Raw genomic sequence first — 14,447 nt, 5'->3', positions numbered from 1 at the left:
ACAGGGGAGAAGACGTCCATGAGCCTGAAGGCGAAAACGGCGCTGCATGCGCTGATCACGGGCGCGGCGCTGAGCCTTGCGCTGGCCGGCTCGGCCGCAGCCGACATGACGGTGGATCGCATCACTGTCGCGACCGGCCCGGCCGGCACGCTCTACGCGCAGCTCGGGACCGCGCTGTCGACGGTGATCCAAGAGAAGACAGGTGTGCCCTCAACGGCGCGTCCGCATGGCGGCACGTCGCAATATCTGCCGCAGCTTCATCGCGGCGAAGTCCTTCTGGGCATCAACTCCGGCCTCGACGCCAACGCCGCCTATTACGGCAAGGAGCCCTACCCCCAGGCCATGGATCAGGTCCGGGCGGTGCTGGTCATGGCTCAGGCGAAATATTCGTTCATCTCGCGGGCCGACGACGACATCATCACCGTCGCCGATACCAAGGGCAAACGCGTCATTACCTCCTATCGCACGCTGGCTCTGTTCGATGACGTCAACCGGGCGGTGCTCGCCACCGCCGGGCTCACGGAAGACGACGTCACCGCGGTTGCCGAGACAAACGTTCCCTCCGCCATCAAGGCGCTGACGGAGGACCGGGTCGACGTGACGGCCTCCATCCTGGGCATTCCGGCCCACCGCGAGGCCGACGCGGCGATCCCCGGCGGCACCCGCGTGGTAGCGCTCGGGCCGAACGACGAGCCGATCAATGCGCTGCCGGCTTTCCATGTCGGCATTCTGGAGCCGGGGCCGGCCACTGTCGGCGTCAAGGAGCCGACCAAGGTCGCGATCTACGATTCCTACCTCAACACCGGCACCGCGGCGAACGCCGACGACATCTACCAGGTGGTGATGACCACCTACGAAAACTGGGGCGAACTGCAAAAGGCGGTGCCGGCGCTGCGGAGCATGAACCGCGACGCCATGCTGCCCGGCCAGATCAGCCACCCGTTCCACGACGGCGCCATCAAGGCCTTCAAGGAGCTTGGCCTTTGGACCCCGGACCACGACCAGCAGCAGGCCAAGCTGCTCGGCCAATAGGGCCGCACGATCCGAACATTGGGCCGGGCGGCCGGGCATCGATCCGACCCCGCCCGGTCATCAGACGGCACCTCCAACGGACTTTCGATACCGGTTGACCCGTCCATGTCGCGCGTGACGTCCGGCCTGCTCAATCTCTATTTCGCCTTTCTGCTGATCGGCGGCATCGCATGGGCGATGGACGTCCCGCTCAAGCTCGGGCTCAACCTGGTCGATTCCGAATGGCTCGGCCCCTATCTCGGGGTCGCCGTCGCCGCCGGATTTCTGCTAAAGCCCTACCGCAAAGAAGCCGGTCTTCTCGAAATCGTCCTCGGTCTGGTCGCGATCGCGACCTGGACGTGGATGTCCTACAATTTCGAGGCGTGGCTGTTCGACTTCATGGGCCACACGCCGCAGAAATACGTGCCCGGCATCTTCGCCGTCGTGCTGATGATGGAGGCACTGAGGAAGATCTGCGGCACCGGCATCGCCGCTCTGGTCTGGGTTTTGATCGCCTATGCCTTCGTCGGCTGGGTCCTGCCGCAACCCTTCCAGGCCGACCGCCTACCGCCGGAATCGGTGGTGATGTACCTCTATGCCGATACCAGCGGCATTCCCGGTCTGGTGCTGTCGATCGTCGCCTCGCTCGTGCTCGCCTTCATCGTGCTCGGCAAGCTGATGGAGGTCGGCGGCGCCACCACCTTCTTCACCGATCTCGCCATGTCGATGATGGGCCACCGCCGCGGCGGCCCGGCGAAGGTGGCCGTCATCGCCTCCAGCCTGTTCGGCAGCGTCTCCGGCTCGCCCGTCGGCAACATCATGTCGACCGGCGTCGTCACCATTCCGCTGATGAAGCGGACCGGTTTTACCGCCGCTCAAGCCGCGGCGATCGAAGCGGTCGCCTCCACCGGTGGCCAGATCGCCCCGCCGGTGATGGGAGCGGCGGCCTTCCTGATGGCCGAGTTCCTGCAGATCGACTACTACTTGGTGGTGTTCGCCGCGCTGCTGCCGGCGATCTTCTACTATATCTGCCTGTTCGTGCAGGTGGATGCGGTTGCGGAGCGCCGCGGCCTTGTCGGGCTGCCGCGCGCCGACCTTCCTCGCATCGGCGCCGTGTTCCGCTCCGGCTGGGTGTTCGTGCTGCCGCTCGGCCTTTTGCTCTATCTCCTGTTCTGGGCCAACAAACCGCCGGCGGAAGCCGCGCTCACCTCCGCCTTCACGCTGCTCGTGCTCGCCATCGTGAAAGGCCGCTTCCGGTCGTTGGCGGAATGGCGCTCGTTCGTGCTCGGAGGTGGCGAGGCGATGATTCCGATCGTGCTGATCGCCGGCGGAGCCGGCGCGGTGGTCGGCGTCATGAACGTCTCCGGCCTCGGCCAGTCCCTCTCCTTCATCATCATGCAGGTCGGCCATTCATGGGGCTTGCTGGCGATGCTGGTGCTGACGGCTATCCTGTCGATCATCCTGGGCATGGGCATGCCGGTGACCGCGATCTACATCGTGCTTGCCACCGTGATCGCCCCGTCTCTGATCGACATGGGCCTGACGCCGCTCGCCGCCCATCTCTTCATCTTCTATTTCGGGGTGATGTCGTTCCTCACGCCGCCGGTGTGCGTCTCTTCGTTCGTGGCGGCGAGCCTCGCGCGCGCCGGCATGTGGGAGACCGGTTGGATCGGCATGCGCTTTTCCGCGATCGCCTTCATCCTGCCGTTCGTCTGGGCCTACGACCCCGCGCTTTTGCTCGACGGCACGCCCCAGGCGATCGTCACCGTCGTTCTGACCACGCTGGCCGCGATCCTGGTGATCGGACGCTCCGCCCGGCTTCTGGAACGCCCCAACCCCGCGAGCATCACGCTGGCCGCGCTCGTCACCGCGCTGGTGGTCGCGATTGCCTCCGCGCCGGTCTGGGCGGGGCCGGAATCGATCCTCGCCCTTGTGGCGGCGGCGGTGGGCTACGCCGTGTATGCCCTGCTGCCCCGCATCACGCTGCCGGGGCTGCGCGAGGCCGCCGGGCCCGAGCACGCCGGCGAGCCCGGCGTGGCGCCGGCGACCGAGACCCCGCCGCACTCATAATCCCGGGCAAGCTCGGCTTACCCGAAAACGGACAACACGCAGGAGGAAGCCCGTGCATTCGAGCCCCGTCATCGACGTCCACACCCATATGATGAGCCAGCCCTATCTCGATCTCCTTCGCGAGAAGGGCGCTCCGAAATACACCTTCCGCACCCTGCCGGAAGGCGGCGAAGTGGTCGACATGTACGGCTCGCCATTCCTCACCCTGTTCCCGGCGATGCTCGACTACGAGATGCGCATCAAGGCGATGGATCAGGCTCGGGTCGACGTGGCGATCGTCTCGCTCACATCGCCGAGCTGCTATTTCGGCGATCCGCACATCAGCCTGGACGCCGCGCGCATCATGAACGACAGTTTCATCGAAGCCCAGCGCGCCTACCCCGATCGCATCCGCTGGCTCTGCTCGCTGCCCTGGCAATATCCCGAGCTTGCCAGGCAAGAGCTCGCCCGCTGCCTGGAGGCTGGCGCCGTCGGCGTCATGGTGCTTGCCAACATCGACGGCAAATCGCTCTCCGACCCCGCCTTCGCCGATGTCTGGCAGGCGATCGACGATGCCGCCCTGCCCGTGCTGGTTCACCCGACCGCCCCACCCGCCGTCGACCAGCTCGACATGCGCAAGCACAACATGGTGCCGCCGGTAGGCTTCGTCTTCGACACCACCATGGCGATCTCGCGCTGCATCTATGACGGCTTCTTCGACCGCTATCAGAAGCTGAAGATCATCGGCGCCCATGGCGGCGGCGCACTGCCGTTCATCGCCGGCCGGCTCGATCTCTGTTATGATAACATTCCGACCTGCGCCGCTCATGCCGAAGAGCGGCCGACCCAATATCTGAGACGCATCTATGTCGACGCGGTCGTCCATCGCCAGGACGTGCTGGATCTCTGCATCAATGTCTGCGGACCGGACAACGTGCTCTACGGCTCGGACTATCCGCACAATATCGGCGACATGACCGGCTGCCTCGCGCGCGTCGACTCGCTTGCCGGCGAGCTGCGTCACGCCGTTCGCGGCCGCAACGCCGAACGCTTGTTTAGGCTCTAAAGCGGGATGAGGAAAAGTGGGAACCGGTTTTCCGCCCGCATCCCGCTTTAACTTAAAAGACAATCAACGCGTCCCTTCGGACGCCGTCCGAAGGGGTTGATCTTGAGCGGGATGAGGAAAAGTGGGAACCGGTTTTCCGCCCGCATCCCGCTTTAACTTAAAAGACGATCAACGCGTCCCTTCGGACGCCGTCCGAAGGGGTTGATCTTGAGCGGGATGAGGAAAAGTGGGAACCGGTTTTCCGCCCGCATCCCGCTTTAACTTAAAAGACGATCAACGCGTCCCTTCGGACGCCGTCCGAAGGGGTTGATCTTGAGCGGGATGAGGAAAAGTGGGAACCGGTTTTCCGCCCGCATCCCGTTCTCACTTATAGAAATCGATCACAATGATTTCGGATCGAACCAATCCGAAATCATTGTGATCTGATCCAAGGAGGACTCATGCAGTCCATCGAAGGACAAGTGGCGATCGTCACCGGCGCCAGCAGCGGCATCGGGCGGGGTATCGCCGTAGAACTGGCCGCAGCCGGCGCTTTCACCGTGCTTGCCGCCCGCTCAGCCGACAAGCTCGAAACGCTGGTGGGCGATATCGAGGCAGCCGGCGGGCGAGCGATCTCGGTCCCGACCGACGTCACCCGCGAGGCGGACGTCGTGCGGCTCTTCGAAACGACCGTCGCGCGGGCGGGAGCTCCGAAGATCCTGGTCAACAATGCCGGCATCGCCGATGCGACGCCGACGGACGAGCTGTCGCTGTCACGTTGGCACGAGATGATCGAGACCAACCTGACCTCGGCCTTCCTGTGTTCCCGGGAGGCAATGCGGCTGATGAAACCCGCCGGCGGCGGGCGCATCATCAACATCGGCTCGATCTCCGCCAAGAGCCCGCGGCCGAACTCCATCGCCTACACGGCCAGCAAGTTCGGGCTGGAAGGGCTGACACGCTCGCTCGCCCTGGACGGGCGCGATTTCAACATCGCCGCCTCGGCCCTCAATCCGGGCGCCACGATCTCCTCGCTGGTGCCGGGCCAGACCGATCAGCCTGCTGCCGACCGCATCGTGCCGGAGGACGTCGGCAAGATCGTCGTGATGATGGCGAGCCTGCCTCCAGAAATCACGATGATCGAGTCCACCGTCGTGCCGCTCAAGGTGCCCTTTTTCGGACGAGGATAAAAGCAAAGCCAGGCGAAGTGAGGGCCGCCGTTCAGATCCGTCCGGCGGCCTTGCCGAGGATCGCTTCCGCCTGATCGCCGGCCGTGTCGCCGGCCCAAGCCACGAACTGGTCCGGCCGGATCAGGACGAGGCGTGCGCCGATCCGCTCGCGCCCGCCATCACAGGTATCTGTGACAACCTTCAGCGGGAGACCGTGCTTCGCCGCCAAGGCTTCAAACGCGGCGATATCAGCAGCCTCCGCGTCAAGCGCAAGCAACGTGAAGCCGGTGCCGAGCTCCTGGTAGAGATTGCGGCCTGACGAGAGCTCCTGCGGCGCCAGATGATGACCGGCCAGGGCCTTGAACGTGTGAGAGCCCACGGCACTGCACACGCCGCCCTCGGGCCCGAACACTACCGGTGAGCCCTCATAGTTCGGCTCGAAGGCATGCACCTCCGCCGTTCCCTTGGCGCGGTCCGCCCAAGCGGCCTCGAAGGCGGCACGATCCTTCTCCGGATCGTAGGCCTCCAGGAACTCTCGATCTTCGTTGATGAAATTCTCGATGAAGTCGCGCGCCGTCGAGGCAAATACCGGCTGGCGCTCGGCGTGATAGCTCTCGAGCAGCGCCTCGCCGCCCCATCCCTGCAGCCTCGCTGCCAACTTCCAGCCGAGGTTGCGCGCATCCTCGAAGCCGGTATTCACGCCGTAGCCGCCATAGGGCGGATGGCTGTGGGCCGCATCGCCGGCAATGAAAACGCGGCCGTTGCGATACTGATCGGCCACCGCGAAGCGCAAATCCCAGAAGCCGATATAGTCGAATTTGACATCGAAATCCGCGCCGGCCGCCCGGTGCAGATAGTCCGTAAAGTCGAAATTGTCCGTGGTGGTATCGGCGGGAACCGGCGCATGGAAGAACCAGGTCGAGCCCAAGTCCACCCGCCCGAAGAACAGCCAGTATCCCTTCAAATCCGGGTGCAGGACATTGAAGAACGACTTGCCCGGATAGCGCGTCAAAAGCTCATGCAACTGGCGCGACTTGAAGACCAGAAGCACCATCAGACGGTCATGGTCGGTGCGGGTCTGAGTGATGCCGACCGCCTCGCGCACGACCGAGCGGCTGCCGTCGCAGCCGACCGCATAGCGCGCCCGGATCGTCCGCCGAGCTTCCCCGTCCTTCTCGGCAATCGTGACCGATACGCCGTCGACGTCCTGGGCGATCGTCTCGCCGGTCCATCCGTAGACGATATCGATTGCAGGAATCGCAGCCGCCCGAGCTCTGAGCACCTCCTCCGTCGCATATTGAGGCAAGCGCTCGTTGTCGGTGAAATAGTAAGGCCGAACCAGCTCGCGCTTCAGCCAGTCGTAATGATAGCCGCCAAGCAGCGTCCCATAGGCGGTCAGCCCGCCGATCCCGTAGTCGGGCGGGATCGTCCGCGCCGACCTCAGCTCCTTCTCGGCGCCCCAGAAATGGATGTGCTCCATCGTCCGTTGCGTGAGATTCTGGCCTTTCGGGATCGGCTGCGGCGTGGCGTAGCGTTCGACGATCGCGACCGCCACACCACGCTGGCCGAGTTCGATTGCAAGACCCATCCCGACGGGGCCACCGCCGACGATGACCACGTCGCACGTGAACGCGGCTTCTGAGTTGGCTCCGTCGGGCATCGCTCTAGCTTTCTAGATCTTCAAGCCAAGAAGCTTGACGGCGTTGTCCTGGAAGATCTTGCGGCGCAGTTCCTCGGAGATGTCCATCTCCTCGATGATCCGGATCGTCTCGCGGATGTACATCGGGCCCGCCTCGGGATCGAACGGCGCATCGGAGGCGAACAGGACATGGTCCTCGCCGAAGAATTCGATCGCATGCTCGATCGCCTTCTGGGAGCCGAACGAGGCGGTATCGGCGTAGAAGTCCTTGAAATATTCAAGGTGCGGCCGCTTCAGCGCCTTTCGGACCGCGGCGAGGTCGCGGTCGGTCGTGCGGGCGCCCATCTGGTCCCAGCCGGGGCCGACGCGCCCCTCGAAAAAGGGCACCATGCCGCCGGCATGGTGGGTCACGACCTTCAGCCCCGGATATTTGTCGAAGAAGCCGGAGAAGACCATGCGCGCCATCGCGGCCGAGGTCTCGTAGGGCCAGCCGAACGTCCACCAGATCTCGTATTCGGAGCGGTCCTCGCTCAGATAGTCGGCGAAGTTCTCACCCCGCGCGGGATGCAGCCATACCGGCTTGCCGGCCTTCGCCATGTATTCGAAGAACGGACCGAACTCCGGCAGGTCCAGAGGCTTGCCGGACACGTTGGTGAAAATCTGCATGCCGACGGCGCCCAGATCTTCGACCGCGCGTCGGCTTTCCTCGACCACCTCGTCGAGATTGGTCATCGGCGCCGTGCCGATGAAGCCCGGAAAACGTTCCGGGTAATCACGGCAGAGTTCAGCCAGGGAATCGGAGCCGATCTTGGACAACTCCAGCGCCTTCGCCGGGTCGGCCAGCTTCTCCAGCGGCGGAGAGGCGAGCGAGAGCACCTGCTGGTAGTCCTCTCCGAACATGTCCATCACCTCGAAGCGTCGATCGAGGTTGGTCATCATCGGCACCGCACCGGACCGCCGGGTGATGTCGGTCATCTCGCCGATATGGTCGATCAGCGCGTCGAAGAACGGCTTCGGCCAGATGTGGTTGAAAATGTCGATCTTTTTCAAAGGGATCCTCCGTCATATTTGGTCTGAGAGGGGGCTCGGATATGGACCGGCCACGCTGGAATGCCGGCCGGTGTCAGGTGTGGCTTGCCTCACCCTCCGCACGGCGATGGGCCAGATAGTCGCTGATTTCTCCCGCCGACCGCTTGAGCGCGGCGCCCAGCTCCGTGACGCCGAACCGGCTCGCCGCCTCCTGGGATATGGTCAGGCACAACGAGGCGATCGGGCTCGAACCGCTGTCGAAGATCGGCGCCGCGATACCGGTCACGCCGGGCGTTACCTCGCCATAGGCCACGGCGTAGCCGGTGCGCCGGATCTGGCGCATGGCGTCGAGAATCTCTTCGCGGGACGCACCCAGCCCGGTGGCGCGCAGTTCGTCCAGATTGGCATCCACGAACGGCAACAGCTTGCGGCGTGGCAGGAAGGCGATGATGGAGCGCGAAATCGCCCCGCGAGCGAGTGCCATCGGGCGGCCGCGCGGATAGCTGGTCTGCACGTCATCGGTGGAGCATTCCGACGCAACGCACAGAAGCTTGTTGCCGTACCAGCGCACCAGCAGCGAATTGCACGGATAGGCTTTCGCCAGCGCCTCCAGATGCGGCTCGGCGCGCTGCACCAAAACGTCCGACTTGCGCATGAGGAAGTCGAGCTCCACCACGCGCGGGCCGAGCGTGTAGCCGCCAGCCGGCGTCGTGGTCAAAAAGCCGGCGTCCTTCAGGGATTTCAGATAGCGGTAGAGCGTAGGGCGGCTATAGCCGAGCCGCGCCATCAACGCGTCCGGCGTCCATTCCAGATGATCCTCGGAAAAGACGTCCAGAAGCGCGATCACGCGCTCCAGGCTGTTGCGGGATTCCATCGTCAGGACTCCGCCTGAACCACGCCGCGCCGGCTGCGGGCAAACTCCGTCGCCATCAGCGCGACCCCACCCACGACCCCGACGATGTCGCTATAGACCCCGCCCGAAAACGCGCCGGCCGGCACCAGGGCGGCAAGACCGAACAGCGCAAACAGGCCCCGCTTGGTCGGCGACAGCAGCGAGGCGAAATAGCCGGCCAGCGCCGCGGAGACGAGCCAGACACCGATGATCGCCGTGATCACGGCCAAGCCGATATGAAAGGAATCGCCCATCAGCAGCAGGCTCGGGGAGAACACGAACAGAACCGGCACCACATAGGCCGCCCAGCCGAACCGCATCGCGGCAAAACCCGTCGACATTGCCGGCGCCTTGGCGAGTGCAGCGGCGGCAAAGGCCGCCATGGCGATCGGCGGCGTGATCATCGACATCATCCCGAAATAGAGCACGTAGAGATGGGCGGCGATCGGCGGGATACCGAGCTTGACGAGCGCAGGCGCCACCAGCGCCGCAAGCAGCACATAGACGCCGAGGGTCGGCAGCCCCATCCCAAGCACGATGCAAACGATGGCGGAAAGCGCCAGCAGAAGGATGATGCTGCCCCCGCCGAGCTGCACCAGTGCATAAGTCAGATTGAAGCTCAGCCCCGTAAGGTTGAGAATTCCGATGACGAGCCCCGAGGCGGCCGAAATCAGCACGATCTCGACGACGGCATAGCCGGTGTTCGTCAAGCTCGCTCCGATCGCGCTCAGCGCCGGCCGCTTGCCGCGATAGCCGAGCGCGAGCGACGTGACGATGATGGAGACGGCGGCCAGCAGCGCGGCCCGCTCCGGCTGCCAGTTGAGCGAGAACAGAGTGAAGATCAGGATCGCGAAGCCGACGATGAAATGCGCCCCCTTGAGCACACCGCGCGCGGGCGGGATCTCAGACTTGGGCACCGGAGAGATACCGAGACGCGCGGCCTCCAGATCGGCCTGGATGAAGAGCGCGATATAATAGAGAAGCGCGGGTAGCAGCGCCGCGAGCACCACCGTCGCATAGGAAACCGACAGCATCTCCGCCATCAGGAAGGCCGCCGCACCCATGACCGGCGGCATAAGCTGACCGCCGGTGGAGGCAACCGCCTCGATCGCCGCCGCCTTGTGCGCCGGATAACCGTCCCGCTTGATCATCGGGATGGTGACGATCCCCGTCCCCACCACGTTGGCGACCGCGGAGCCGGAGATCGAGCCGAACAGGCCGGAGGCGAGCACCGAGATCTTCATCGACCCGCCGCGAAAGCGCCCCATGCCGAGCATCGCCGCGTCGGTGAAGAAGTTCGATCCGCCGGTCAGCCCCAGCAGCACGCCGAACAGAATGAAGGCAATCACGATGGTAGAAGCGACCGACATCGGAAGCCCAAGTATGCCGTTGGCATCGAAGGCCATGTAGCCGGCAAGCAAGTCCCAGGATTGGGCGCGCCCTTGCAGCCGGCCGGGCACGATATCGCCGAACAGGCCATAAAGGAGAAACACCGAAATGATGATGACGAGCGCCCAGCCGGTGGCCCGGCGCAGGGCTTCCAGCGTCAAAAGGATGGTGATCAGGCCCGGGATCCAGATTTCCGGCGGGCGCACGAAGATCTTGTTGATCAAAACCGGATAGCGCACCGCGATATAGCCGACCGCCGCCGCGCTCAAAACCGCAAGCACGACATCGAACCAGGGCACCCTCGGCCGGTCGTCCCCGCGCCGTGCGGGAAGCGTCAGAAACGCGATCGGCAGCACCAGGCCGAGCACGACCGCGAAGAATTGCTGCGGATAGAACCCAACGCCGAGATAGCGCGGCAACGAGACCGCCCAGGCGACCGCCGTCAGCGTCAAAAGGCAGGCGAGAACGTCGGCAATTGGCCGACAGGTTCCCATGGAGGGGCCGCGCGCAGCCCCTCCCTCGACGGTCCCGTTCATTGGCGTGGTCCTGGTTCAGGCTTCGACCACGGGGATTTCGAAGGCTTGAGACCTGAAATCATGAGCCGTGACCGATGCCAATTTCTTCAAGCCGCATGCGGGCGAAAAGCCATCTCCCGCTTTCCGCGAGCTAGCTTCAGATCGGTCCCTCCGGACCACGCCCGAAGGGACAAGTTGAGCGGGGGCGAAAAACCGACCCCCATTTCGCCTGACAAGGCGCTAGAGGCTGTTGTGACCTTCGAATAGGGCTGCGCCGATGCCGATTTCTTTGCTTCGGCAGGGGCCGTTCGATAATCGTACCGGGAGTACGGTCGAGATCGGCGACGAACCGGAGTGAGAAAGCGTCCGGCCCGAAGGGTTGGAGATAGGGTCGGCCAATGCGTCGAAAGGTTCCCAAATACGGTAGAGTATTCGCGGATCGCCTTTCTCCTGTTGTCCGACCCTCTCTCCCCCAAAGCAGCCTCTGCTCCAAGCCAAAAACAGCCTCTAGTTTAATCCCTCTTCTTTGAAGAACTTCAGCGCGCCGGGATGGTACTGGGCGACGCCGATATCGCTGGCCATGTCGGCCGGATCGAACTGTTTGAAGGGCGGGAAGGACGACGCCATGGTCTCCTTTCCTTCGTAGAGCGCCTTAGCCATCTGATAGACGACGTCGTCCGGCACGTTCGCGTTCGTGAACACGACCTGCGGATAGGCAAAGAAGCTCGCCGTCTCCGGAACGCCCGGCGTGGTGCCGCCCTCGATTTCGGTGAAGAAGGCCACCGGCCAGAACTGGCGCGCAAGCTCCAGGTTCTTTTCGCTCGGCTCGATCGGGATCGCGTAGATGCCGCCGACGGCCGCATCCGCTTCGCGGACCTTGCCGGCCCCGTGGGCGAAGATGAAGCCGACGCTGTCACCCGCCATGAAGGCATCCGCGCCCGCCACCACGCTGGGCACGTTGACCGGCTCCACGTCGTCCCGGGTCATCCCGGCGGTGGCGTACATGGCGTCGAGCTGCGGCAGGATGGTGTTCTGGGCGGTGTAGCCATCCACCATCGGCTTGCCCTTGAGGTCGGCGATCGTGCGGATGCCGCTGTCGGCACGCACGAAAATGGCCTCCCGGAGCGGCATGATCGTCGCGACGATACGCAGGTCCGGGTTGGCGTTCCCCTCGAACCACTCCTTGCCTTCGACCGCGTAGGCCACTTCCTGAAGGTTGGCGACACCGAACTCGATGCCGCCGGAGGCCACGAACGGAATGTACTGATTCGGGCTGGTCGCGGGCTGAATGGTGGCGTTCAGGCCGGCCTGGTTGGCCGCGTTCGCAACCGCCGTCCCGATATTGTGGAAAAGCGAGCCCGGATTGGACGTCGCAATGCCGACATTCTGGGCCGAGGCAGTCCCGGCGAAAGCCAGCCCGAAGGCGGCGGCCGCCATAGCGATCCGCAAACGCATGAGCTCTCCTCCCTTGTGTGATCGGTCCCGATTTCGTTGGACCGTACAGAAATCTTTATATATGAGATTTTTGAAAGAGGCTACCGTCTAGATCACGATGCGTTTCGGCCCGATCGAGCCCGGCTCGTGAATGTGGTCGATTCCAACGAGATGGAGCGGACGACAGGCGGATCATCCAAGCCGACCCGTCCTCGTCGCGTTCCAAATCCGCGCCTGGTCCAACGGTCATTGTCGAGCGGTAGCCACCGGAGGCCGGCGCCTGGGAGGAAATCCGTGAGCAAAGATCCGAACGCAGACGGCCACGTGCCGGCCAATGGTGCGGAAGCGGTCCTGACCGGCCTCAAGGCCAGCGGCGTCGACTATCTCTTCGCCAATTCCGGCACCGACTTCCCCCCGATCATCGAGGCGCTCGCCGCCTTGCCGGCCGGCCAGGCGCCAGAGGCGCTGACGATCCCCCACGAGACCGCCAGCGTGGCGATGGCGCATGGCTACTACCTCGTCACGGGCCGTCCGCAAGCGGTGATGGTTCACGTGAATGTCGGGCTGGCGAACGCATCGATGGGGATCATCAACGCGGCGAGCGACAACGTCCCGGTCGTGATGATGTCCGGCCGCACGCCGCTGACGGAAAGCGGGCGACCTGGCCATCGGGTTTCTCCGATCCAGTATGGCCAGGAAATGTATGATCAGGCCTCGCTGGTCTCCAATGTCAGCAAGTTCCACTACGAGCTGCGCTACCCCGAACAGGGCGGCCCGATCGCCGCGCGCGCGGTGGCGCTCGCCAACAGCGAACCCAAGGCGCCGGTCTATCTGAGCCTGCCGCGCGAACCGCTGACGGCGCCGATCGAGACTCCGAACCCTGCCCGCACGGCACCGCCGCCCGCAAGCATCGCCTATCCGGACCCTTCCGCCATCGCACAGGCAGCGGAGTGGCTGGCGCGGGCCAAAAACCCGGTCGTGCTATGCCAGCGCGGCGACACGGCCGGCCGCCTGGGCCAGACGCTTTCGGCGTTTGCAAACCGGCATGGGGTCGGCGTAGCCGAACCGTTCTCGATCCGCAACGTCCTGGCCTCCGCAGATGACATGTTCCTTGGCTACGAGGCCAAATCGGCGATGGCGGGAGCGGACGTCGTCGTGGTGCTGGACACCGGCGTGCCGTGGATCGACGCATTCCATGCACCCGCCGACGACGTGACCGTCATCCATATCGGCCCGGACCCGCATTTCACACGCATGCCCGTGCGCGGCTACAAGTGCGATCTCGCGATCGCCGCCGATCCCGTCGCCGCCATCGAGGCACTCTCCGCGGCAATGCCGGAACCTGACGCCGACGCTGTGGCTCGCCACAAAGCGTTTGCAGCCCGCTCGGCCCAGCGACGCGAGACTGCCAAGGCGGACGCGGAGGCCGGCTGCACCACCCCGATGACCGCGGAGTGGCTGAGCCGCTGCGTCTCCGAAGCGATGGACGAGAGCGCCATCGTGTTCGGCGAGCTCGGCTTCGTGCCGGGCGCGATGGAGCTCGCCGGGCCGAACCGGGCCTTCAGCAACCCGCATTCTGGCGGGCTTGGCTGGGGACTCGCCGCCGCTCTCGGCGCGCAACTTGCCGACCGGAACCGGCTCGTGATCGCCTGCATCGGCGATGGCTCCTACATCTTCGCCAACCCCGTCGCCTGTCACCAGATCGCCGAAGCGCTGCAACTTCCAATCCTCACCATCATCAAGAACAACGGCATGTGGAATGCCGTGCGCCGATCCGTCATCGGCGCCTTTCCGGAAGGTGCGGCCGCGCGCGCCAATGCCATGCCGCTGACCTCGCTGGAGCCGGCGCCGGACTATCTCAAAGTCGCCGAAGCCAGCCGCGCCCATGTGGAGCGGGTGGAGCATGGGCGCGACCTGCCGGCGGCCCTGCAGCGCGCCATCCACGTGATCCGCACCGAGCGGCGGCAGGCGCTGTTGGACGTGCGGATCGCCGTGTCGGATCGCAACTGACGGGCCACGCACCAAACCCGCAAATTCGCGAAGCCAGCGCGCGACCGCGCGCCGGCCGGAGGCCGCCCCGTCCAGAGCGAAGCGGCGAAGCCGCGACAGCGTGAGGACATATCTTTCAACGCAATTTCAGACGGAAAACCGGTTCCCACTTTTCCTGAAATTCGCGAAGCCAGCGCGCGACCGCGCGACCGCCGGAGGCCGCCCCGTCCGGAGCGAAGCGGCGAAGCCGCGACAGCGTGAGGACATATCTTTCAACGCAATTTCA

Annotated in this window: 10 protein-coding genes; 5 read left to right on the top strand and 5 right to left on the bottom strand. The window is 64.7% G+C overall.

What is annotated here, in order from left to right; all coding sequences use genetic code 11:
• The first annotated feature begins 18 nt into the window (after positions 1 to 18).
• From HNS03_RS21030 to HNS03_RS21015, 4 genes are all read left to right on the top strand, one after another.
• Positions 19 to 1,032: a TAXI family TRAP transporter solute-binding subunit gene (locus HNS03_RS21030; RefSeq protein ID WP_367198019.1), complete on the top strand. Its 1,014-nt coding sequence runs from the start codon at positions 19 to 21 to the stop codon at positions 1,030 to 1,032.
• A 105-nt stretch (positions 1,033 to 1,137) separates the two neighbouring features.
• The gene (locus tag HNS03_RS21025) at positions 1,138 to 3,081 is read left to right on the top strand and encodes a TRAP transporter permease (protein WP_367198018.1); all 1,944 of its coding nucleotides are present in this window, start codon (positions 1,138 to 1,140) and stop codon (positions 3,079 to 3,081) included.
• A 52-nt stretch (positions 3,082 to 3,133) separates the two neighbouring features.
• Positions 3,134 to 4,126, top strand: coding sequence for an amidohydrolase family protein (locus HNS03_RS21020; protein ID WP_367198017.1), 993 nt, complete (start codon positions 3,134 to 3,136; stop codon positions 4,124 to 4,126).
• 440 nt (positions 4,127 to 4,566) lie between these two features.
• On the top strand, positions 4,567 to 5,295 hold the full coding sequence (locus HNS03_RS21015) for an SDR family NAD(P)-dependent oxidoreductase (RefSeq protein ID WP_367198016.1): 729 nt from the start codon (positions 4,567 to 4,569) through the stop codon (positions 5,293 to 5,295).
• Positions 5,296 to 5,326: 31 nt separating this feature from the next.
• On the opposite strand, the gene HNS03_RS21010 is transcribed toward HNS03_RS21015, so the two are convergent.
• The 5 genes from HNS03_RS21010 to HNS03_RS20990 all read right to left on the bottom strand — a co-directional run bounded on the left by HNS03_RS21010 (position 5,327) and on the right by HNS03_RS20990 (position 12,193).
• Positions 5,327 to 6,934 (bottom strand): FAD-dependent monooxygenase, encoded by a 1,608-nt coding sequence (locus HNS03_RS21010; protein WP_367198015.1) that lies wholly within the window; start codon positions 6,932 to 6,934, stop codon positions 5,327 to 5,329.
• Positions 6,935 to 6,946: 12 nt separating this feature from the next.
• Positions 6,947 to 7,963: an amidohydrolase family protein gene (locus tag HNS03_RS21005; RefSeq protein ID WP_367198014.1), complete on the bottom strand. Its 1,017-nt coding sequence runs from the start codon at positions 7,961 to 7,963 to the stop codon at positions 6,947 to 6,949.
• Between the two features lie 73 nt (positions 7,964 to 8,036).
• Positions 8,037 to 8,816 (bottom strand): IclR family transcriptional regulator, encoded by a 780-nt coding sequence (locus HNS03_RS21000; protein WP_367198013.1) that lies wholly within the window; start codon positions 8,814 to 8,816, stop codon positions 8,037 to 8,039.
• A gap of 2 nt (positions 8,817 to 8,818) precedes the next feature.
• Positions 8,819 to 10,759 carry a TRAP transporter permease gene (locus HNS03_RS20995; RefSeq protein ID WP_367198012.1) on the bottom strand — a complete coding sequence of 647 codons (1,941 nt, stop codon included), beginning with the start codon at positions 10,757 to 10,759 and terminating at the stop codon, positions 8,819 to 8,821.
• Positions 10,760 to 11,245: 486 nt separating this feature from the next.
• Positions 11,246 to 12,193: a TAXI family TRAP transporter solute-binding subunit gene (locus HNS03_RS20990; protein ID WP_367198011.1), complete on the bottom strand. Its 948-nt coding sequence runs from the start codon at positions 12,191 to 12,193 to the stop codon at positions 11,246 to 11,248.
• A 273-nt stretch (positions 12,194 to 12,466) separates the two neighbouring features.
• Between HNS03_RS20990 and HNS03_RS20985 the strand changes: the two genes are divergently transcribed.
• A complete protein-coding gene (locus HNS03_RS20985) occupies positions 12,467 to 14,182 on the top strand; it encodes a thiamine pyrophosphate-requiring protein (protein ID WP_367198010.1) in 1,716 nt (571 codons plus the stop codon).
• Positions 14,183 to 14,447: the final 265 nt, after the last annotated feature.

The sequence above is a fragment of the Amorphus sp. 3PC139-8 genome, assembly GCF_040750475.1.
GTDB lineage: Bacteria > Pseudomonadota > Alphaproteobacteria > Rhizobiales > Amorphaceae > Amorphus.
The sequence above is the reverse complement of the archived record's forward strand: the minus strand, read 5'-3'. Positions and strand labels throughout refer to the sequence as shown.

Excerpts from the sequence above, each read along its gene's own strand:
- HNS03_RS21030 (WP_367198019.1), top strand. The coding sequence starts at position 19 with ATGAGCCTGAAGGCGAAAACGGCGCTGCATGCGCTGATCACGGGCGCG.
- HNS03_RS21025 (WP_367198018.1), top strand. The coding sequence starts at position 1,138 with ATGTCGCGCGTGACGTCCGGCCTGCTCAATCTCTATTTCGCCTTTCTG.
- HNS03_RS21015 (WP_367198016.1), top strand. The coding sequence starts at position 4,567 with ATGCAGTCCATCGAAGGACAAGTGGCGATCGTCACCGGCGCCAGCAGC.
- HNS03_RS21010 (WP_367198015.1), bottom strand. The coding sequence starts at position 6,934 with ATGCCCGACGGAGCCAACTCAGAAGCCGCGTTCACGTGCGACGTGGTC.
- HNS03_RS21000 (WP_367198013.1), bottom strand. The coding sequence starts at position 8,816 with ATGGAATCCCGCAACAGCCTGGAGCGCGTGATCGCGCTTCTGGACGTC.
- HNS03_RS20995 (WP_367198012.1), bottom strand. The coding sequence starts at position 10,759 with ATGAACGGGACCGTCGAGGGAGGGGCTGCGCGCGGCCCCTCCATGGGA.
- HNS03_RS20990 (WP_367198011.1), bottom strand. The coding sequence starts at position 12,193 with ATGCGTTTGCGGATCGCTATGGCGGCCGCCGCCTTCGGGCTGGCTTTC.